Raw genomic sequence first — 18,627 nt, 5'->3', positions numbered from 1 at the left:
CTTCCTCATCTTGCCTTGTGGCGAGGATGAGGGAGACCGGCTATCGCTCTCGTCAACCAAGCCTCACCTGTGTTTCGAGCAGCCTGACAGGCCTGATGTCAGGCCCGTCCGCGTGAATAGAGCCTGATCATACAGCCGTTGCCATCGCGGCGCCGCTCATGGCTTCCCAAGTCGCGCCCGGATGCTGACGGCGGTTTTCCTGGATCATGTCGTGGATGAACTGCAGCTTGGTGGTGACCGCCGGGGCGAGGATGAACGGATAGAGATCCGGCACACCCATGGCCCTATGGATGCTGTTCAACGCCATGCTGAACGGAATCCACGCCCGAACGAGCTGCTCGGCGCTTGCTGCCTCGTAGGGTTGGAACGCAACTTCCGCTGCAAGTTCACCGTGACGTCGCGGGTCGATCGACAGGCCGTAGGCGCGCGCCATTTCCAGTGTATCGACGATATGGATGTAGTGGGCGAAGGTCTCGGCGAAATCCTCCCACGGATGCGAGCTCGCATAGGTGCTGATGTACGACTGCTGCCAGCCAACCGGCGGGCCTTCTTCGTAGTTGCGGCGCAACGCGTCGGCATAATCCATCGTCTCGTCGCCGAACACGGCGCGGAATGCATCGGTCCTGCCGCCGTCGCGGATGAGCTTGTCCCAGATGTAGTGGCCGGTCTCGTGGCGGAAGTGGCCGAGCATCGTGCGATAGGGCTCGTTCATCGAGATGCGGATCTGCTCGCGCGTCGCGTCGTCGGCTTCGGCAGCGCGGATGGCGATAAGGCCGTCTTCGTGGCCGGTCATGGCGGGCTTCACCGTTCCATCCGGCTGGATCTCGTCGATCAGGAAATCGAAGACGAGGCCGCCCTGCGGATCTTCTTCGCGGTTGGTGCGCGGCAGGTTCCATTTCATCAGCGAGTAGAACAGATGGCGCTGCGCCTGGCTGATGCGACGCCACTGGTCCAGCCCCTCCTCGGTCGAGGCGTCAGGCACCAGGCGGTTGTGCCGGCAAGCCGGGCAAAACGGGTTCGGGTCCTCGGCAACGACCGTCCAGTTGCAGATATCCAGGCTGCTGTTGGCACAGAGCCTCACCTTGCTGTCGAGGTCACCGAACAGGTGCCAGGTCGGGTCCGCCACGGGGGCGTCGGGACCCGCAACCATCTCGTCCTGCTCCAGAGCCATGATGGCGAGCTTTTCCGGAACGAAAGCCAGTTTGTAACCGCAGTGGACGCAGTTGCGATTGTCGAAATAAACCGGTTGGCCGCAGTGATCGCAGTCGAAGAGGCGCATGGACAGATCCGCTAGACGAAGTGGAAGTTGGGGTGAACTGAATTCTGGATGATAAAAAACCTGCCCCGGTAGGACCGGAACAGGTTTCTGGATTTGGCGGATTCGGATCGCTTAGGCGCGATCAACGATGTCCTTGCCGGCTTCCTTGATCTTGCCCTTGGCCTGCTGGGCTTCGCCCTTGGCTTCCTGGGCAGCGCCCTTGGCTTCCAGCTCGTGGTTGTCGGTCATGTCGCCGACAGCCTGCTTGACCTTACCGGAGACTTCATTGCCCATTCCGGAAATTTTATCGCTGGTGCTACCCATAGTGTTTCTCCTTGAGCTTAGCGGCATCGTTTTCGATGTCTTGCACTAGGAGAACTCCGAGCCTTGGCAGTTCGTTCCGGCATCACTCAAGAATTTCAGAAACTCAGGCGTGGCCGGCGTCGGAGGACAGCATTGCGGGCGTCACGCCCATCGAGGCGAGCGCGCGCTCGTACTTGTCTTCCAGCGTCGTACCGAAGATCAGATCTTCGCTGGCCGGGCAGTTCAGCCAGCCGTTGCTGGAAATCTCCCGCTCCAACTGTCCTGCACCCCAGCCTGCGTAACCGAGCAGCATGGTAGCGCGTGATGGCCCCCTGCCGTCACAGATGGCGCGGATGATATCGAGCGTGGCGGTGAGCGAGATATCGTCGCTGACGGGAATGGAGGATTCGCTCGAGAAGTCGTCGGAATGCAGCACGAAGCCGCGACCGGTTTCCACCGGACCTCCAGACAGGATCGGGAACTCACGGCATTCGTGCGGGAGGGCAATGATCTCGTGCTCGTCCAAGAGCTTGAGGTGCCGCAACACTTCCGTGAAGGAAATTTCCTGGGCGCGGTTGATGATAAACCCCATGGCGCCGGCCGGAGAATGGGCGCAGACATAGATGACCGTGCGGGAGAAATTGGTATCCTGCATGCTCGGCATCGCAATCAGGAACTGTCCGTCAAGAAAGCCGCGTTCGCGACCGCCCTTGCCGCCGTCGTCCTGAGCACCCGAGAGAAGCGAAAAAGCCATCATGCCTCCACCTGCAGCGCTTTGAAACCTATTCTAGCAAAACTGCGGCCGTTTGAAATGTCTGTACTGACTGTCTTTGAAGGCCGGGCCCGCCTGGTTGTGAGAGCGTGCCGTGGCTGCTGCTTCACAGCAGCGTTCCTGAAACATGGGGCACGAACCGTGGCGATCAACGGAAAATGATCCTGTTTTTCGAAAGCGCTGCTGGTTCGTTCAACATTTAACGGTTAATCCCTGAGCGATGAGGAGCCTGACCCCAATTCGAACCACAACCGCAAACCTGTTGCTTGGCGCTGCCATCTGCCTTGGATTGCAGACGGCGGCGGCCGATGCTCTGGCGGAAATGACGCCCTGGGCCACCAACGAGGGCGGCCGCATGCGGATCGTCACCATGCCTCCAGAGCCCGATGGAACCGTGCGCGGAGCGATGCAGATCGAGCCGAAGGATGGCTGGATCACCTATTGGAAAGAGCCGGGTGAAGCGGGCATTCCGCCGCAACTGACATTTTCGCGCGAAAGCGGGATCACCTCCCAGACGATGTCCTATCCGGTTCCAAAGCTGATCACCAACGGTGACGTGACCGACATCGGCTATGATCGCGCCGTGGCATTTCCGTTTGCGCTGAAGCTCGACAAGCCGACCAAGGCGGGGCAAGCCTCACAGGTCTTGCCGTTGGGGGCGGCAAGCATCGACGTTTCCGCGTTTATCGGCATTTGCCGCAATATCTGCATACCCTTCCAGGCCGAATTCTCTCTGCCGATGAAAGCGGTCCGGGGCACGCCGGTGGAAGAGGCAATGATCCTCAACGCCGCCAGCGCCGCACTCCCCTCGCCTCCGGCCAACGATTTTGCCGTGACTGATTATGCGATGGTGAAGGGCGGGAAGGTTCTACGGCTGACGCTGCGGCTGCCGGACAGTGCGACCGCGCCGCCGCAGGTGGTGGTGACCGGTCCCGAGGGGCATGTGCTCTTCGAAAGCGTCGATGCGAAGCGGCAGGGTCATGCCTATACGCTGGATATGCCGGTGGGCAAATTGCCTGACAATTACGACATCAGCGGCAAACGGTGGGGCATTCTGGCGACCAGCGGCAGTCGGTCGATGGAGACGTCCATCGTTTTCGACTGAGACCTCTCCCGTCTTCGCTTGCCTCTTGCCGACCGCGACCTATAGTTCCGCCGAACGGCAAACTTCAAGCCAACAGGAGATCCCATGACCATCGCTATCGGTGAAAAACTACCCAGTGCCACCTTCAAGGAAAAGACTGCTGACGGCCCGGTCGAGATCTCGACGGACGCGCTGTTTGCCGGCAAGAAAGTCGTGCTGTTTGCGGTACCCGGCGCCTTCACGCCCACCTGCACACTGAACCACCTGCCCGGCTATCTCGACAATCGCGACGCGCTGCTTGCCAAGGGTGTCGACGACATCGCCGTCGTTGCCGTCAACGACTGGCATGTAATGGGCGCCTGGGCACAGCAGACCGGCGGCATGGACAAGATCCATTTTCTGGCCGACTGGGACGGTGCCTTTACCAAGGCGATGGGCCTTGATGCCGATCTTTCCGCCGGCGGGCTTGGCGTGCGCTCCAAGCGCTACGCGATGCTGGTCGAGGACGGTGTGGTGAAGTCACTCGACATCGAGGAAAGCCCTGGCCAGGCCACCGTCTCGGGTGCCGACGCGATGCTGGAACGCCTCTAAGTCAATTAGTATTCCATGAGATCGTTTGAGGGGCTCATGCCCCTCATTCCCATTGCGCATGAGACGCTGCGAGGGGCTAGAGCCCGCCTCGAACCATTACACTGCCATATCGAAAACCATCAGGCCCGACACGCCGCCATCGGATGCGGCGACAATTCGTTCGGCGACGGTAATATGGTCGGGATGGACGAGATAGGCGTCACGGCTTTCCAGCGTGTCGAAGGTGACGATGAAGCCGTCGAGGAAGCCGCCGTTCAGGCCTTCCGATGAGGCGTTCGGGCCGGACTTCACATCGACAATGCCGGGAATGAGCGTTTTGAGGCCGTGAACGGCGTCGTAGATTTCCTGCTTCTCTGCCGGCTGCAATGCAGTCTTGAAGCGCATGAAGACGCAATGAAGGATCATCGGTGGGTCCACCCTATGGCTGTTCTGTATGGCGCGAAATCGTCGTGGAGCCTGCTTCAACGCTATGCCCGACGGGAAACCGCTTCGCACCTTTGCTGTAAACCACCCTCAAGAGCAACCGCTACTTTCTCTTGAAAGGCGCCATGCCGGTGCGGGCCAGTTCGTCGGCGCGTTCGTTTTCCGGATGGCCTGCATGGCCCTTGACCCAGTGCCATTTGACCTTGTGGCGCTGGTTGGCGACATCGAGCTGCTGCCACAACTCACCGTTCTTGACGGGCTTCTTATCGGCCGTCTTCCAGCCGTTCTTCTTCCAGCCGAAGATCCACTTGGAAATGCCGTCCATCACGTATTTGCTGTCGGTGTGAAGATCGACCTCGCACGTGTCCTTGAGCGCGTTGAGGGCGCTGATGGCGGCCATGAGTTCCATGCGGTTGTTGGTCGTTTCGGCCTCGCCGCCGGACAGTTCCTTGGTGGTTTCGCCGTAACGCAGGATAGCGCCCCAGCCGCCCGGGCCGGGATTGCCGGAACAGGCGCCGTCGGTGAAAATGTCGACCTGTTTCATGATGTCAGTCCATAATCTGCAGCAGAGGAAATGCCGCGGTGGAACCGCAGCTTGCGGAGGTATTCGAGCGGATCCTTCTTGACCACCAGCGCGCCCTCGGGCGTCGTCAGCCAATCATAGAGCCGGGTGAGAAAGAAGCGCAGGGCCGAGCCGCGGGCAAGCACCGGCAATGCGGCGATCTCCGCATCAGACAGTGGCCGGACGCTGCGATATCCTTCCAGCATCGCCATACCCTTCTCAACGTTATAGCTGCCGTCCGCTTCGAAGCACCAGGCATTGAGGCAGATGGATACGTCGTAGGCTAAGAGATCGTTGCAGGCGAAGTAGAAGTCGATGAGGCCGGAAAGTTCGTCGCCGAGGAAGAAGACGTTGTCCTGAAACAGATCCGCATGGATGACACCCGCCGGCAGATCCTTCGGCCAATGGGCGGCGAGAAATTCCAGTTCCGAGGTGATCTCGTCCTGCAGCCCCGTTTCGACCTCGTCGGCGCGGTCCGCGGATTTCTCCCACAGGACCTTCCAGCCATCGAGCGACAGCGCATTGGGGCGCTTGATCTTAAACCCTTCGCCGGCGAGATGCATCTGCGCCAGCGCCTTGCCGACCTCGCGGCAGTGCCTCGCCTCCGGCCGTCTCAGCCACATGCCCTCGAGAAACGAGATGAGGGCCGCCGGCCGGGTCGAGAGTTCGCCTAGCAACTGCCCGTCGCGGCGTGGCAAAGGCAGCGGGCAGGACAGACCCCGATCGGCCAGGTGCTGCATCAGGCCCAGAAAGAACGGCAGGTCGGATTTCTCGACGCGCTTTTCATACAGCGTCAGGATCAGCGGCTCGCGGGTTGTGTGCAGCAGGAAATTCGAGTTCTCGACGCCCTCGGCAATGCCCTTGTAGGACGTGAGCTCCCCGACATCATATTCGGCCAGGAACCGGTTCAGGTCGATTTCGGTGATATCGGTATAGACGGCCAAGATTTCGTCCCGCTGATGATCGTTGCGCTGGATCTCTTCCTAGAGCGTTTCCTGGCCAGATTGAAGCCTGCTGTTGGCTCAAAAGGGGTCGAATGGTCGCCTTTGCCCTGATGAAAATCTGCCCCGGCAGATCGCTTCAATCCGGGCCGTGAACTCAAAAACGGCTATCGGTACCGATGAACCCATCGATAGATGCGGTGTCAGACATTTTGCAGACATATCCCCAAATTCAGGTCGGGAAAAATTTACGCCGACAATGCTGGCGTAGACAAACAATATAGCGAACCATCGACCGGTACTGCTTAAAATCGGAAAAATTGGCGAGTGATTCGATGTTGATCCCGGGTCTGACTAACGTCTATCTTATCGGAATAGTCGGACTAGAATTTCTAATGATATGCGCTCGAGTGCTTGGCTATGGCCCCGCATTTGCTGCCTTTGGCAGCATGGCTGTTGCTGCCGTCGCATACTTTCATCTGACGCTGGTAAAGACCAAAGTCCGCCCTCTTGTCGGAAGCTTGCGTGATGAGGATCGTCGCGCGGAGATGAGATGGCTGGTCGTCATCGCTCCGATTTTCATCATGTGGATCAACTCGGTTCCTATCTCCGGAAAATTCCCGATAGATTACGCGGTCGATATCTGGAAATCGGTATTCTTTATAGCGGTAATGGTCTGGTGTCTTGTTGAGGGCGCAATCAGGATCCGCTTCTAGTGTCCACGCCGGCTTGGCCGGTGCTTCGCTAGAGCCGAAGGCGGTTCATCCAGCGGAGAGAGGGCGCTCGCCGTTGACCCAGGCCATGTCTTCGATGGTGAGGGGGACGGCGCGGAGTTCGCGGTTGACGAGGAAGTTTTCGGTTTCCTCGGCGGTGATCGCAAGCTCGATTTCGGCCGAAAACCTCTGCTTGAAGGCTTCGATGATTTCGTCGACGATGACTTCCGGGGCAGAGGCGCCGGCGGATAGGCCGAGCGTCTGGATCTGGCCGATCTCATCCCAGTTCAGCTCGGAGGCGCGCTGCACCAGGATCGAGCGTCTGGCGCCGGCCCGCAGAGCGACTTCGACGAGACGCTTGGAGTTCGACGAGTTCGGTGCGCCGACCACGATGAAGAGATCGCAGCCGGGTGCTGCTTCCTTGACGGCTTCCTGGCGGTTGGTGGTGGCGTAGCAGATGCTGTCGGCTGCGGGTGCCGTCAGGTTCGGGAAGCGTTCCTGCAGCTTGGCGATGACACCGGCCGTATCATCCACTGACAGCGTCGTCTGGGTAACGTAACCGAGATTGTCAGGATCGGCGGGGATATAGGCTTCGGCATCGGCGATCGTGTCGACGAGCGAGACCGTGCCTTCCGGCAACTGGCCCATTGTGCCGATCACTTCCGGATGTCCAGCATGGCCGATCAGGACCACATGGCGGCCCAGCCGCTGGTGGCGCATCGCCTGCTTGTGGACTTTTGAGACGAGCGGGCATGTGGCATCGAGATAGAAAAGATTGCGGGCCTGGGCATCCTCGGGCACCGATTTCGGCACGCCATGAGCGGAAAATACCACCGGCTGTTGGCGATGCTCCGCCGGGATCTCATCCAGTTCCTCAACGAAGACGGCGCCCTTGGCTTCCAGTCCCTCGACGACATAGCGGTTGTGGACGATCTCGTGACGGACATAGACCGGCGCGCCATAGGCTTTCAGCGCCAGCACGACGATCTGGATTGCCCGATCGACGCCGGCGCAAAAGCCGCGCGGACCGCAGAGGCGGATCGTGAGAGCCGGTTTTGTGACCTGGATGTTCATGTCGCTTCCGTAAGCCGTTGCAGTCCCCATATAGGCGAGCCGGCTCCGCCACGCCAAGAAAAAAGTGACGGCTATGGCGTCGCAGGCTTGGCACGGCGCCACCATGCGCCGATGACGACCGCCACCAGTGCCGCTGCAAGCCCGTACCAGGTGAAGGCATATTGGAGGTGGCTGTTGGGGAGATCGAACTGGGTGACGCCGCCCTTCGGCCAGCCGCCGGGATTTTGAACCAGATCATCCACATCGACAAAGAACGGCAGGGTTTTGGCCGGATCGAGACCTGATGACGACGCCATGACGTCGAGATCCTTCCAGAAGAAGATGTTCTTGGCGGTATCGTTGTCGGGCACGATGGAGGATGGCTTTTGCGCCAGACGGCTGCGGGCATAACCGGTCAGCCGCTGCTCGCGCGTGACTTCGCCGGCCGTGCGCGTCGAGACCTCTTTCATCTCGTAGGGAATGAAGCCGCGATTGACGAGAAGGGCGCGACCATCGGAAAGGATCAGCGGGGTGTAGACGTAAAAACCGGTCTGGCCCTGAAACGTGGCGAAGAAATGCCGTTCTTTCGTGTGGTCGAACGTGCCTGAAAGCGCGACGCGGCGGTATTCGATATCGCCGCCATCCGCCGCGATCCGCTCGATGTCTGCCAGCGGTACGGGATCTGCGCTGCGCCGCTCGGCGATATCGGCGAGCAGGCCTTCCTTCCAGTGCAGCCGTTCCATCTGCCAGGTGCCGAGAGCAAGGAGGATGGCGAGCGAGGCCAGGATGAGGGTGATTGTGGCGATGGTGCGCACAAGGCTGCGGGAGCGCCTTGAAGAGGCCGGCTGTCGCTCGGTCAACTGATGCATGCTAGACCAGCTCGATACGGAGATTGCGGCCGACAGCTGTTGCAGCACGGCGCAACGTCAGAAGGGTAACCGAGGGATTGTTCGGGTCGAGCAATCGATCAAGCTGCTGACGGCTGGAATTCATCCGCTCGGCCATGGCAGTCTTCGTGAGGCCTTCCTTTTGCATGGCCGCCCGTAACTGGTCGGCAATCACCTGTTTCAGGGCAATCGTCTCGGTTTCCTCCAGCAGGCCATCGGCTTCAAGGAAATCGTCGAAAGTCTCTGTCCTGTCGATATAGCCCTTTTGCTCCGTCATAGTTCCACATCCCGTTTTCGTGCCAGCGCGAGGTCAAGATCCTGAGCCGGTGTCTTCTGGGTCTTCTTTTCAAAGCCGTGGAGAAGGATCATCTCACCCTCGTGAATGAAAAAGATCACCCGTGCGATGCGCCCGCCGGAGAGGTTGGTCCGAACTTCCCAAAGTCCATTTCCGAGAGAGCGGCAATAGGGCATGCCCAACGGCCAGCCAAACTCGACCCTTTGGATATCGATACCGATCTGCCGCCTGTCTTCTCTCGTGAGATCCATCAGCCAATCGCGCACCGGCCTGCGCCCGTGTGCGGTCGCGTAGAACCTTCCGACGATCTTTTTCGGCAAATCCGTCATCACGGCGCATTGTACCAATTTTGGTACACTTTCGCAACAAAAAAGGGCGGCATCGGCCGCCCTTCGAAGTGTCGTTTGTTCTCAATGCGCCAGCGGTGCGCCCCAGCCGCCCCAGATGTAGATGGAGAAGAACAGGAAGAGCCAGACGACGTCGACGAAGTGCCAGTACCAGGCGGCTGCTTCGAAGCCGAAGTGTTTTTCCGAGGTGAAGCCGCCGTTCATGGCGCGGATGAGGCAGACCAGCAGGAAGATGGTGCCGATCAGAACGTGGAAACCGTGGAAGCCGGTGGCCATGAAGAAGGTGGCGCCATAGATCGAATTGGAGAATTCGAACGGGGCGTGGGCGTATTCGTACACCTGCACTGCCGAAAAGAAGACGCCGAGTGCGACCGTCAGCGCCAGGCCCGTGACGAGACCCTTGCGGTCGTTATGCAAGAGCGCGTGGTGGGCCCAGGTGACGCAGGTGCCCGACAGCAGCAGGATGACCGTGTTATACAGCGGCAGGTGCCACGGATCGAGAACTTCGACGCCTTTCGGCGGCCATTGTCCGCCAAGGAACTGCGTCCGCGAGGCCTGGATCGCCTCGTTGGCGTAAAGGCTTGCATCGAAAAAGGCCCAGAACCAGGCGACGAAGAACATCACTTCCGACGCGATGAACATGATCATGCCATAGCGCAGATGCAGCGACACGACGCGGGTATGGGCGCCCGCATTACCTTCCTTGATCGTATCCGACCACCAGCCGATCATCACATAGATGACGATCGCGAGGCCGATGAAGAAGACCCATGGCGTTGCCAGGTTCATGCCGAAAATGTGGAATTCCGAACCCTTCAGGTAGCGCATGTAACCGACGCCACCGAACGCCATGACGAAGGCGCCGATCGAGGCGAGAAGCGGCCAAGGGCTGGGGTCGATAATGTGATAATCGTGGTTCTTCTGGTGCGCTTCTGCCATGCCTGCCCCTCCCAAGGGTGCTTACCGCAAGTGTTCCACCCGCCAAAAACGGCGGGCCATTTCTAGAGTTTACTGCCCTTATCCTGCACTCCATTCCGCAAGGCTGCAACCGGCTTCGGCGGCGGCTCCTTGCCGGGATAGAAGGTGTAGGACAGGGTAATGGTCTTGATGTTCTTCGTCTCGTTCGCCTTGACGATCTCGGGATCGACGAAGAAGACGACCGGCATATCGATCGTTTGGCCCGGCTGCAGGGTCTGCTCGGTGAAGCAGAAGCACTGGACCTTGTTGAAATAGACCGCCGCCTCCATGGGGGTGACGTTGAAGACCGCGGTTCCCGTGGTGGCGACCGGCGAACGGTTCTTCGCGGTAAACGACACCTGCCCGGTCTCGCCGATCTTCAATTCCACCGGTTTCGACGGCTTGAAATCCCAGTTCAGCCCGGGCGACACATTGGCGTCGAACGTGACCTTGATGGTCTTGTCGAGGATGGTATCGGAATATTGCTCGCTGCGCTGGGTGGTGCCGTTATAGCCGGTGACCTGACAGAAAAGGCGGTAGAGCGGTACGGAGGCATAGGCGGCGCCCACCATGCAGGTGACGAACACCGCGCAGCCGGCAAAGATCGCGGCATTGCTGACCCGCTTCACCTGGCCATGGCCCGGCCGCTGGGCGTTGCCCTGACCATTCCCGTGAACCTCTCCTCCCATGTGCCTCCTCCTCAAGCTTTCTGGGTCAGTTGCCGACGCCGCCGACTTTGACCAGCGTCATCACGTAGAAAAGGACGACCAGCCCGGCGAGGACCAGTCCCAGCGCCACATTTCTGTTGCGGCGGGACTTTCTCTGGGCGTCGTTGAGCTTGACGGTATCAATCATAGAAGGCTTCCGATCAGGGTCGCCACACCGGCTGCCGCGTGGTCGGCAAGCAGCGCGGAAAAGATGATGAAGAGATAAAAGATCGAGTAACCGAACATCTTGCGGGCCGGCACCATCCGCTCGTCGCCTTCGGGCATGCGCAGGACAGAGATGGAACAGGCAATGAAGATCAGCCCGAGCACGCCGGCAAAGATGCCGTAGCCGATGCTGGCAAGGCCGGTGAAGCTGGGTGCGACGCCGAGAACAGCCGTCAGAACCGCATAGGCGAGCATCTGAATCTTGGTGGAACGCTCGCCAGCGACGTTCGGCATCATCGGCACGCCAACCGAGCCGTAATCGCGCATCTTGTAGAGCGCCAGCGCCCAGAAATGTGCCGGCGTCCAGAGGAAGATGATCAGGAACAGGATCACGCTGTCGAGCGAGATGCCGCCGGTGACGCAGGCCCAGCCGATCATGGGCGGGAAGGCGCCTGAGGCACCGCCGATGACGATGTTCTGCGGCGTCGAGCGCTTCAGCCACATCGTATAGACGACGGCGTAGAAGAAGATGGTGAAGGCGAGCAGACCGGCGGCCAGCCAGTTGACGGCAAGGCCGAGGATCGCGACGGAGAAGACCGACAGCGTCAGGCCGAAGGCAAGCGCTTCGCTCGGCCGCACGCGACCGTCAGGAATAGGCCGCTTGGCGGTGCGGGTCATGACGGCATCGATATCGGCGTCGTACCACATGTTGAGCGCGCCGGACGCGCCGGCGCCAACGGCAATACAGAGAACCGAGATTACAGCAAGAACCGGATTGAGCGTGCCGGGCGCCAGAACGAGACCTGCGAATGCCGTGAAGACGACGAGCGACATGACCCGCGGCTTCAGAAGTTCGAAGAAATCGCGCGCGCCCGCTTCAGACAGGAACAGGCCTGCGTCATTGCCGAGAGCGTCGCGATCATCGATAACTGTCATGAGACCTAAAAACCTTGCAATTTCAGGAGACAGCGCGTGTCACACGCGATGTCCCTTGTTCGGAACGCTGCCTTTAGCGGATGCGCGGCAGCTGTTCCCACTGGTGGTAAGGCGGCGGCGAAGACAGCTGCCACTCGAGCGTCGTTGCACCTTCACCCCATGGATTGTCGCCGGCGACACGCTTCTTGGCGAAGGCTTCCCAGACGCCGAAGAGGAAGACCAGAACACCGGCGAAGGAGATGTAGGAACCGATCGAGGAGATGTAGTTCCAGCCCACGAAGGCATCCGGATAATCGATATAGCGGCGTGGCATGCCGGCGAGGCCTAAGAAATGCTGCGGGAAGAACACCAGGTTCACGCCCACGAACATCACCCAGAAATGCAGGTGCGCCACCTTCTCGCTATACATGTAGCCGAACATTTTCGGGAACCAGTAATACCAGCCGGCAAAGATTGCAAATACGGCGCCGAGCGACAGGACGTAGTGGAAGTGAGCCACCACGTAATAGGTGTCGTGCAGCGACCGGTCGAGGCCGGCATTGGCGAGCTGGACGCCGGTGACGCCGCCCACGGTAAACAGGAAGATGAAGCCGATTGCCCAGACCATCGGCGCCTTGAAGGTGATCGAGCCACCCCACATCGTCGCGATCCAGGAGAAGATCTTGATGCCGGTCGGCACCGCGATCACCATGGTTGCGAACACGAAGTAGCGCTGCGCATCGAGCGACAGGCCGACCGTGTACATGTGGTGGGCCCAGACTATGAAGCCGACCGCGCCGATTGCCACCATCGCATAGGCCATGCCGAGATAGCCGAAGACCGGCTTTTTCGAGAAGGTCGAGATGATGTGGCTGACGATGCCGAAGCCGGGCAGGATCAGGATGTAGACTTCCGGGTGACCGAAGAACCAGAACAGGTGCTGGTAGAGGATCGGATCGCCGCCGCCTTCAGGCGAGAAGAACGTGGTTCCGAAGTTGCGGTCGGTTAGCGCCATGGTGATGGCACCGGCGAGAACCGGCAGCGACAGAAGAAGCAGGAAGGCAGTGACCAGAACGGCCCAGGCAAACAACGGCATCTTGTGCAGCGTCATGCCCGGAGCGCGCATGTTGAGGATGGTGGTGATGAAGTTGATCGCGCCGAGGATCGACGAGGCACCTGCAACGTGGAGCGCAAGGATCGCCAGATCGACGGCCGGACCCGGATGGCCCGAGGTCGACAGCGGCGGATACATGGTCCAGCCGCCGCCCGCGCCATAGGCACCGGACGGTCCCTCGACGAACATTGACAGCATCAGAAGCAGGAATGCCGGAATGATCAGCCAGAAGGAGATGTTGTTGAGACGCGGGAAGGCCATGTCAGGCGCGCCGATCATGATCGGAACCATCCAGTTGGCAAACCCGCCGATCATCGCCGGCATGACCATGAAGAAGATCATGATCAGCGCGTGCGCGGTGGTGAACACATTGTACATGTGCTTGCCGCCATCGATCGCGGCATCGCCCTCGAAGCCGTAAACCATGGCCGCCAGACCGTGGAAGATCTGGATGCCAGGTTCCTGCAGCTCCATGCGCATCGCAACCGACAGAAGGCCGCCGAGGACGCCCGCCATGATCGCGAAGATCAGATAGAGCGTACCGATATCCTTGTGGTTGGTCGAAAACAGCCAGCGGGCGGCAAAGCCCGGTGTGTGGGAATGATGGTCGCCATGCGCATGCGCATCGTCGTGAGACGCGCGGGCGTGGGCATCATGAGCATGGTCGTCCTGGGCGTGAGCGCCATGGGGATCCGTATGAGTGGTATGTCCGGCCATTATCGTCAGCCTCCTGATTACTTCGCAGCGACGGCCAGGCCGTCGGCGGGCTTGGCCGTGCCGGCATCGGCGACCAGTGCTTTATAAGCACCGGGAAGGTCGCTGGCGGCCTGGGCAAGCCAGGTGTTGTACTTTTCCTCGGAGACGACGTGGATGGCGATCGGCATATAGGCGTGATCCTTGCCGCAAAGCTCGGAACACTGGCCGTAATACATCCCCTCGCGATCGGCCTTGAACCAGGTCTCGTTGAGACGGCCGGGAACGGCATCGATCTTGACGCCGAAGGCCGGCATGGCGAAGGCGTGGATCACGTCGGACGGCGCTGCCGTCACCAGCATGCGTACCGTCTTGCCGACCGGAATGATCATTTCGTTGTCGACGGCAAGCAGCCGCGGATAGCGATCGATATCGGTCTTGCCGGCGGCAGCGCGATCCGGATCCTTCAGCATGTAGCTGTCGAAGGCGACGGGCGTTTCGCCGGAACCCTCATATTCGTAGTTCCACTGCCACTGGGTGGCGGTGGCCTTGACCGTCATGTCCGCATCCGGAATTTCCAGCTGTGCGTTCAGAAGGTTGAAGGACGGGATGGCGAGGAAGAACAGGATCAGCACCGGCGCCACGGTCCAGACGATCTCGATGACCGTGTTGTGGCTGGTGCGCGAAGCAACCGGATTGCGGCTGGCGCGGAACTTGACCGCAACCATGATCAGCAGCACCAGAACGAGCAATGTCACCGGCACGATGAACCAGAGCGTATAGTGCTCGAACCAGCGAATTTGGTGCATGATCGGTGACGCGGGCGCCTGCAAATCCATCTGCCATGGCCTCGGCTGGTCCGCATGGGCCAGCGAAGCCGTGAAAAGACAGATAAGCGACGCCATTGCGGCGTAAGCTCTCAACATAACGATAAACCCTCTCTCCCATGCGCCCGAGTCCCGCGATCGAACGGCATGCGGAATTCAAGCGCCTGGTTTGGTTCAATCACAGTTTGCGGGTCGTCGCAATATCTGCGCGGCATTGCTCATGCGGCATTTTGAACCTATCGGCATGCGGCCGAGTGCCTGCGCCGTCAGGAACATGCGGCATTGCTTGACCAGATGGCGCCGCACAGTCGCAAACCCCTCAAGTCCCATTTTCGCCGTACTCGGCTGAAAAGAGAGCGAGGCCTTTCATTTCGGCGTAGGACCGCCAAGAATAGTCACACTGATTCGTCCGTTTAGAGGTCTACATGGGTCGTCCCTACCGCCTTCGCGCCTGCCTTGCCTTGATGCTTGCGGGGGCCGTCGCATTACCCGCACTCGCGCAGCAGCCGGGACCTCGGCCGACTCCCAATACCCCATCGGCACCGGCTCCTTCCGCGCCGGCTCCTGCCCCATCGGCCCCTGCCCCATCGACTGGTGCCGCACCGAAGACCGGGCAGAATGCACAGCAGGCGCCACAGAGCCCTGCCCCCGGTTCTCCGGCACAGCCCGGCAACGTGAAGGAAAACCACGGCGCCTGGTCGATCATCTGCGACAAGCCGGCCGGTGCCTCCGTCGAGCAGTGCGCGATGATGCAGAACGTGATCGCCGAAGATCGCCCGGAAGTCGGCCTGTCCGTCGTCGTCCTCAAGACCGCTGACCGCAAGGCGCGCATCCTGCGCATTCTTGCCCCGCTTGGCGTTCTTCTGAAGGACGGCATGGAACTCTATGTCGACAGCAACAATATCGGCCGCGCCTATTTCACCCGCTGCTTCTCGGAAGGCTGCTATGTGGAAGTGGAAATCGACGACGAGCTGATGCGCATCCTTCGCGCCGGCAAGAATGCCGTGTTCGCGCTGCGCGAATCCGCTGACCAAGACCGCGTCGGCATTCCGATCGAGCTCAACGGTTTCGGCCCCGGCTACGACGCGCTTCCGTAAAGACGCTTGTTTCGGCGGATTGCCGGAACTACATCGGGCTCCAGATATCTCGACTTGGGCGCACAGATCGTGCCCTTCGGTCCCGAATGCACTGACGTGCGCAAGCGGAGCATAGAACAATGAACACCGACCTGATCTCTCTCTTCGATTGCGACGAGACGAAGCTGCGTTCTATCCTGAGCCAGGCGCTGTCAGGCGCTGACGATGGCGAGCTCTATCTCGAGCATGCCCAGGCGGAATCGCTTTCCTTCGACAACGGTCGCCTGAAGGGTGGATCGTTCAACACCGACCAGGGTTTTGGCCTGCGTGCCGTTGCCGGCGAGGCCGTCGGTTATGCGCATGCGGGCGAGCTTTCGGCGTCCGCGCTTTCGCGTGCGTCGGATGCCGTGCGCGCCGTCACCGCCAACCATTCCGGCTCCTATGCGGCTGCGCCCCAACGCACAAATAAGAAATACTATGGCGACGAGAACCCGATCGGTTCTCCGAGCTTCGAGGCCAAGGCCAAGCTTCTGACCGAGATCGACGCCTATCTGCGCGCCAAGGATCCGAAGGTACGGCAGGTTTCGGCAAGCCTTGCCGCCAGCTGGCAGGTGGTCGACATCCTGCGCGCCGATGGGCACCGGGTGCAGGACATCCGGCCGATGACGCGCATCAACATCTCCGTCGTCGTGGGTGACGGCGACCGCCAGGAATCCGGTTCGTTCGGCACCGGCGGCCGGATCGGGTTCGGCGATTTCGTCGCGACCGGCAACTGGCAGGCAGGCGCCGACGAAGCGCTGCGCCAGGCGCTGGTCAATCTCGAGGCGATCGACGCACCGGCCGGTACGATGGATGTGGTGCTTGGCAATGGCTGGCCGGGCGTGATGCTGCACGAGGCTGTCGGCCACGGGCTGGAAGGCGATTTCAACCGCAAGAAGACATCCGCCTTTGCCGGCCTGATGGGCGAGATGGTGGCAGCCCCCGGCGTCACTGTCGTCGATGACGGCACGATCGACAACCGCCGCGGGTCGCTGACCGTCGACGACGAAGGCACGCCTTCGGCCTATAACGTCCTGATCGAGGACGGAAAGCTGGTCGGCTACATGCAGGACCGCCAGAATGCGCGGTTGATGGGTGTGGCACCCACTGGCAACGGCCGCCGCCAGGGCTATGCGCACATACCCATGCCCCGCATGACCAACACATTCATGTTGGGCGGCGACAAGTCCCCGGAAGAAATCATCGCATCGGTCAAGAAGGGCATCTATGCCGTGTCCTTCGGCGGCGGACAGGTGGATATCACTTCCGGCAAGTTCGTGTTCGGCTGCACCGAGGCATACATGATCGAGAACGGCAAAATCGGCGCACCGGTCAAGGGTGCGATGCTGATCGGAAACGGACCGGACGCGATGAAGCGCATCTCGATGGTGGGCAACGACCTGAAGCTCGATACCGGCATCGGCAATTGCGGCAAGGGCGGCCAGTGGGTGCCTGTTGGCGTCGGTCAGCCGCATCTGCGGATGGATCAGGTCACGGTGGGCGGCACCAGGGCGTGACGCGGCACCGGTCCAACGCACTGGTGCCTGAGCTTTCCGTCAGCGACTGGCGCAAAAGCTGCGATTTCTACTGCGAGCTGATCGGTTTTGATATCGTCTATGACCGTCCGGACGAAGGGTTTGCATTCCTGGCGCTTGGCCAGGCGCAACTGATGATCGACCAGATCGGCGTCGGCCGAGATTTTGCTCTGCCCGACGGGGCGTCCCCCGCCTATCCGTTCGGTCGCGGCTTGAACCTGCAGATCGAGGTTCCGTCCTCGGGCGCGATCCTTGCGCGCCTGCAGGCAGCCGGCGTGCCCCTTCAGCTCGAACCGGAAGACAAGTGGTATCGCCGCGGCGATCATGAGGTCGGCAATCGGCAGTTCATCGTTGCCGACCCGGATGGCTATCTGCTGCGGCTGTTCGAACATCTGGGAGAGCGGCCCCTGCCGCTCTGAACCCGTCGGCGTGACGGCTTGACACCTTCGGCCAAATCCCTGCAGTTGCCGGCTTTGTAACAGTGCAAGCCGATCCATGCCCTCCTCCACCCCCATTGCCGACATGTTCAGCCTCTGGCTTCCCGGCCATTCGCCGGGTGAACTCGCCTTCGTGTTCTCAGCCGCCATGATCGCCGGCCTTGCCCGCGGGTTCTCGGGATTTGGCGGCGCCCTGATCTTCGTGCCGCTGGCAGGCACGGCGATCGGTCCGAAACTCGCGGCGGCGCTGCTGCTGGTCATCGATGGCGTGATGACGCTCGGGATGGTGCCGGACGGCTGGCGAAGGGCAAACCGGCGCGAGGTGTTCACGATGATGATGGGTGCCGTCGTCGGCGTGCCCGTCGGTGCGGCGGCGCTGGCATTGCTTCCCTCCGTCACCCTGCGCTGGATCATCTCGGTCGTCGTCTTGTGCCTACTCGTGTTCCTCATCTCCGGCTGGCGCTACCAGGGCCGGCCGAAGGCGCCGTTGACCGTTGCGGTCGGGGCGTTGGCCGGCCTGTTTGGAGGCGCGGCGCAGATGTCGGGACCGCCGATCGTTGCCTACTGGCTTGGCGGCGCGACGGCACCTGATGTCGTCAGGGCAAACCTCGTCCTCTATTTTGCGCTCGCCAGCGTCATCTCGTCCGTGTCGTATCTGATCGGCGGCATCCTGACGCTCGAGGTGCTGCTGATCGCGCTGATCGCCGGGCCGGGCTACGGGATCGGGCTCTATGCGGGATCGCGGCTGTTCGGACGCGCCAGCGAGGCGACGTTCCGGCGCATCTGCTTTTGCCTGATTGCATCCGCCGCGCTGATCGGCCTGCCGCTGTTTGACGGCATGATTCGCTAAAACAGGTCTTCAGCAACGCTTAACGGCTGACACGGTAGGTTGCATCTCGGGGTTGAACGGGCGTGGCGACGATGGTGAATTTG

Annotated in this window: 23 protein-coding genes; 7 read left to right on the top strand and 16 right to left on the bottom strand. The window is 60.8% G+C overall.

Annotated features, from left to right (window positions below; translation table 11 throughout):
• Window positions 1-127 precede the first annotated feature (127 nt).
• The 3 genes from ACQY1K_RS03900 to ACQY1K_RS03890 form a co-directional block, all read right to left on the bottom strand.
• Window positions 128-1,279 (bottom strand): zinc-binding metallopeptidase family protein, encoded by a 1,152-nt coding sequence (locus ACQY1K_RS03900; RefSeq protein WP_082471851.1) that lies wholly within the window; start codon window positions 1,277-1,279, stop codon window positions 128-130.
• A 111-nt stretch (window positions 1,280-1,390) separates the two neighbouring features.
• On the bottom strand, window positions 1,391-1,582 hold the full coding sequence (locus ACQY1K_RS03895; protein ID WP_062453615.1) for a CsbD family protein: 192 nt from the start codon (window positions 1,580-1,582) through the stop codon (window positions 1,391-1,393).
• 103 nt (window positions 1,583-1,685) lie between these two features.
• Window positions 1,686-2,315: a YqgE/AlgH family protein gene (locus ACQY1K_RS03890; RefSeq protein ID WP_062579450.1), complete on the bottom strand. Its 630-nt coding sequence runs from the start codon at window positions 2,313-2,315 to the stop codon at window positions 1,686-1,688.
• Between the two features lie 280 nt (window positions 2,316-2,595).
• Here ACQY1K_RS03890 and ACQY1K_RS03885 point away from each other — a divergent pair, with 280 nt between their 5' ends.
• Both ACQY1K_RS03885 and ACQY1K_RS03880 read left to right on the top strand, forming a co-directional pair.
• Window positions 2,596-3,438 carry a protein-disulfide reductase DsbD domain-containing protein gene (locus ACQY1K_RS03885; RefSeq protein ID WP_245341481.1) on the top strand — a complete coding sequence of 281 codons (843 nt, stop codon included), beginning with the start codon at window positions 2,596-2,598 and terminating at the stop codon, window positions 3,436-3,438.
• 84 nt (window positions 3,439-3,522) lie between these two features.
• Window positions 3,523-4,008: a peroxiredoxin gene (locus ACQY1K_RS03880; protein WP_062453618.1), complete on the top strand. Its 486-nt coding sequence runs from the start codon at window positions 3,523-3,525 to the stop codon at window positions 4,006-4,008.
• A 96-nt stretch (window positions 4,009-4,104) separates the two neighbouring features.
• Here ACQY1K_RS03880 and ACQY1K_RS03875 read toward each other — a convergent pair whose 3' ends face one another.
• The 3 genes from ACQY1K_RS03875 to ACQY1K_RS03865 all read right to left on the bottom strand — a co-directional run bounded on the left by ACQY1K_RS03875 (window position 4,105) and on the right by ACQY1K_RS03865 (window position 5,937).
• A complete protein-coding gene (locus ACQY1K_RS03875; RefSeq protein ID WP_062453619.1) occupies window positions 4,105-4,413 on the bottom strand; it encodes a Dabb family protein in 309 nt (102 codons plus the stop codon).
• Between the two features lie 121 nt (window positions 4,414-4,534).
• Window positions 4,535-4,978 (bottom strand): ribonuclease HI, encoded by a 444-nt coding sequence (gene rnhA / locus ACQY1K_RS03870; RefSeq protein WP_244474026.1) that lies wholly within the window; start codon window positions 4,976-4,978, stop codon window positions 4,535-4,537.
• Window positions 4,972-5,937, bottom strand: a complete 966-nt coding sequence (locus tag ACQY1K_RS03865) for a homoserine kinase (RefSeq protein ID WP_092661481.1) — start codon at window positions 5,935-5,937, stop codon at window positions 4,972-4,974. Before ACQY1K_RS03865 ends, rnhA begins: the two co-directional genes overlap by 7 nt.
• 407 nt (window positions 5,938-6,344) lie before the next feature.
• Here ACQY1K_RS03865 and ACQY1K_RS03860 point away from each other — a divergent pair, with 407 nt between their 5' ends.
• Window positions 6,345-6,650: a hypothetical protein gene (locus ACQY1K_RS03860; RefSeq protein WP_139283826.1), complete on the top strand. Its 306-nt coding sequence runs from the start codon at window positions 6,345-6,347 to the stop codon at window positions 6,648-6,650.
• Between the two features lie 45 nt (window positions 6,651-6,695).
• Here the strand turns inward: ACQY1K_RS03860 and ispH are convergent, their stop codons facing one another.
• The 10 genes from ispH to coxB all read right to left on the bottom strand — a co-directional run bounded on the left by ispH (window position 6,696) and on the right by coxB (window position 14,706).
• Entirely contained in the window at window positions 6,696-7,721 is a 1,026-nt protein-coding gene (gene ispH / locus ACQY1K_RS03855) for a 4-hydroxy-3-methylbut-2-enyl diphosphate reductase (RefSeq protein WP_430258350.1), read from the bottom strand.
• Between the two features lie 71 nt (window positions 7,722-7,792).
• On the bottom strand, window positions 7,793-8,560 hold the full coding sequence (locus tag ACQY1K_RS03850; protein ID WP_430258899.1) for an SURF1 family protein: 768 nt from the start codon (window positions 8,558-8,560) through the stop codon (window positions 7,793-7,795).
• Between the two features lie 10 nt (window positions 8,561-8,570).
• The gene (locus ACQY1K_RS03845) at window positions 8,571-8,864 is read right to left on the bottom strand and encodes a helix-turn-helix domain-containing protein (RefSeq protein WP_113166733.1); all 294 of its coding nucleotides are present in this window, start codon (window positions 8,862-8,864) and stop codon (window positions 8,571-8,573) included.
• Window positions 8,861-9,211, bottom strand: coding sequence for a type II toxin-antitoxin system RelE/ParE family toxin (locus ACQY1K_RS03840; RefSeq protein WP_062453625.1), 351 nt, complete (start codon window positions 9,209-9,211; stop codon window positions 8,861-8,863). Before ACQY1K_RS03840 ends, ACQY1K_RS03845 begins: the two co-directional genes overlap by 4 nt.
• An 81-nt stretch (window positions 9,212-9,292) precedes the next feature.
• Window positions 9,293-10,168, bottom strand: coding sequence for a cytochrome c oxidase subunit 3 (locus ACQY1K_RS03835; RefSeq protein ID WP_430258349.1), 876 nt, complete (start codon window positions 10,166-10,168; stop codon window positions 9,293-9,295).
• Window positions 10,169-10,230: 62 nt separating this feature from the next.
• A complete protein-coding gene (locus tag ACQY1K_RS03830) occupies window positions 10,231-10,875 on the bottom strand; it encodes a cytochrome c oxidase assembly protein (protein WP_430258348.1) in 645 nt (214 codons plus the stop codon).
• A gap of 25 nt (window positions 10,876-10,900) precedes the next feature.
• A complete protein-coding gene (locus ACQY1K_RS03825) occupies window positions 10,901-11,041 on the bottom strand; it encodes a hypothetical protein (protein ID WP_162734883.1) in 141 nt (46 codons plus the stop codon).
• The gene (cyoE, locus tag ACQY1K_RS03820; RefSeq protein WP_209900053.1) at window positions 11,038-11,994 is read right to left on the bottom strand and encodes a heme o synthase; all 957 of its coding nucleotides are present in this window, start codon (window positions 11,992-11,994) and stop codon (window positions 11,038-11,040) included. The genes ACQY1K_RS03825 and cyoE overlap by 4 nt, the downstream gene beginning before the upstream one ends.
• Before the next feature lie 73 nt (window positions 11,995-12,067).
• The gene (gene ctaD / locus ACQY1K_RS03815) at window positions 12,068-13,804 is read right to left on the bottom strand and encodes a cytochrome c oxidase subunit I (protein ID WP_430258347.1); all 1,737 of its coding nucleotides are present in this window, start codon (window positions 13,802-13,804) and stop codon (window positions 12,068-12,070) included.
• 17 nt (window positions 13,805-13,821) lie between these two features.
• Window positions 13,822-14,706 (bottom strand): cytochrome c oxidase subunit II, encoded by an 885-nt coding sequence (coxB, locus tag ACQY1K_RS03810; protein ID WP_062453631.1) that lies wholly within the window; start codon window positions 14,704-14,706, stop codon window positions 13,822-13,824.
• 326 nt (window positions 14,707-15,032) lie between these two features.
• Between coxB and ACQY1K_RS03805 the strand changes: the two genes are divergently transcribed.
• The 4 genes from ACQY1K_RS03805 to ACQY1K_RS03790 all read left to right on the top strand — a co-directional run bounded on the left by ACQY1K_RS03805 (window position 15,033) and on the right by ACQY1K_RS03790 (window position 18,544).
• On the top strand, window positions 15,033-15,704 hold the full coding sequence (locus ACQY1K_RS03805) for an invasion associated locus B family protein (RefSeq protein WP_180215419.1): 672 nt from the start codon (window positions 15,033-15,035) through the stop codon (window positions 15,702-15,704).
• A 119-nt stretch (window positions 15,705-15,823) separates the two neighbouring features.
• Window positions 15,824-17,239, top strand: a complete 1,416-nt coding sequence (gene tldD / locus ACQY1K_RS03800; protein WP_184653953.1) for a metalloprotease TldD — start codon at window positions 15,824-15,826, stop codon at window positions 17,237-17,239.
• Window positions 17,236-17,676, top strand: a complete 441-nt coding sequence (locus ACQY1K_RS03795; RefSeq protein ID WP_430258346.1) for a bleomycin resistance protein — start codon at window positions 17,236-17,238, stop codon at window positions 17,674-17,676. The genes tldD and ACQY1K_RS03795 overlap by 4 nt, the downstream gene beginning before the upstream one ends.
• Before the next feature lie 76 nt (window positions 17,677-17,752).
• Window positions 17,753-18,544: a sulfite exporter TauE/SafE family protein gene (locus ACQY1K_RS03790; protein ID WP_430258345.1), complete on the top strand. Its 792-nt coding sequence runs from the start codon at window positions 17,753-17,755 to the stop codon at window positions 18,542-18,544.
• Window positions 18,545-18,627: the final 83 nt, after the last annotated feature.

It is taken from the genome of Neorhizobium sp. IRS_2294 (genome assembly GCF_050500145.1).
Taxonomy (GTDB): Bacteria; Pseudomonadota; Alphaproteobacteria; order Rhizobiales; family Rhizobiaceae; genus Neorhizobium; species Neorhizobium soli.
This window is presented reverse-complemented; position numbering and strand designations above follow the sequence as displayed.

Excerpts from the sequence above, each read along its gene's own strand:
- ACQY1K_RS03900 (WP_082471851.1), bottom strand. The coding sequence starts at position 1,279 with ATGCGCCTCTTCGACTGCGATCACTGCGGCCAACCGGTTTATTTCGAC.
- ACQY1K_RS03895 (WP_062453615.1), bottom strand. The coding sequence starts at position 1,582 with ATGGGTAGCACCAGCGATAAAATTTCCGGAATGGGCAATGAAGTCTCC.
- ACQY1K_RS03890 (WP_062579450.1), bottom strand. The coding sequence starts at position 2,315 with ATGGCTTTTTCGCTTCTCTCGGGTGCTCAGGACGACGGCGGCAAGGGC.
- ACQY1K_RS03880 (WP_062453618.1), top strand. The coding sequence starts at position 3,523 with ATGACCATCGCTATCGGTGAAAAACTACCCAGTGCCACCTTCAAGGAA.
- ACQY1K_RS03875 (WP_062453619.1), bottom strand. The coding sequence starts at position 4,413 with ATGATCCTTCATTGCGTCTTCATGCGCTTCAAGACTGCATTGCAGCCG.
- ispH (WP_430258350.1), bottom strand. The coding sequence starts at position 7,721 with ATGAACATCCAGGTCACAAAACCGGCTCTCACGATCCGCCTCTGCGGT.
- ACQY1K_RS03845 (WP_113166733.1), bottom strand. The coding sequence starts at position 8,864 with ATGACGGAGCAAAAGGGCTATATCGACAGGACAGAGACTTTCGACGAT.
- ACQY1K_RS03840 (WP_062453625.1), bottom strand. The coding sequence starts at position 9,211 with ATGACGGATTTGCCGAAAAAGATCGTCGGAAGGTTCTACGCGACCGCA.
- ACQY1K_RS03835 (WP_430258349.1), bottom strand. The coding sequence starts at position 10,168 with ATGGCAGAAGCGCACCAGAAGAACCACGATTATCACATTATCGACCCC.
- ACQY1K_RS03830 (WP_430258348.1), bottom strand. The coding sequence starts at position 10,875 with ATGGGAGGAGAGGTTCACGGGAATGGTCAGGGCAACGCCCAGCGGCCG.
- ACQY1K_RS03825 (WP_162734883.1), bottom strand. The coding sequence starts at position 11,041 with ATGATTGATACCGTCAAGCTCAACGACGCCCAGAGAAAGTCCCGCCGC.
- cyoE (WP_209900053.1), bottom strand. The coding sequence starts at position 11,994 with ATGACAGTTATCGATGATCGCGACGCTCTCGGCAATGACGCAGGCCTG.
- ctaD (WP_430258347.1), bottom strand. The coding sequence starts at position 13,804 with ATGGCCGGACATACCACTCATACGGATCCCCATGGCGCTCACGCCCAG.
- coxB (WP_062453631.1), bottom strand. The coding sequence starts at position 14,706 with ATGTTGAGAGCTTACGCCGCAATGGCGTCGCTTATCTGTCTTTTCACG.
- ACQY1K_RS03805 (WP_180215419.1), top strand. The coding sequence starts at position 15,033 with ATGGGTCGTCCCTACCGCCTTCGCGCCTGCCTTGCCTTGATGCTTGCG.
- tldD (WP_184653953.1), top strand. The coding sequence starts at position 15,824 with ATGAACACCGACCTGATCTCTCTCTTCGATTGCGACGAGACGAAGCTG.
- ACQY1K_RS03790 (WP_430258345.1), top strand. The coding sequence starts at position 17,753 with ATGCCCTCCTCCACCCCCATTGCCGACATGTTCAGCCTCTGGCTTCCC.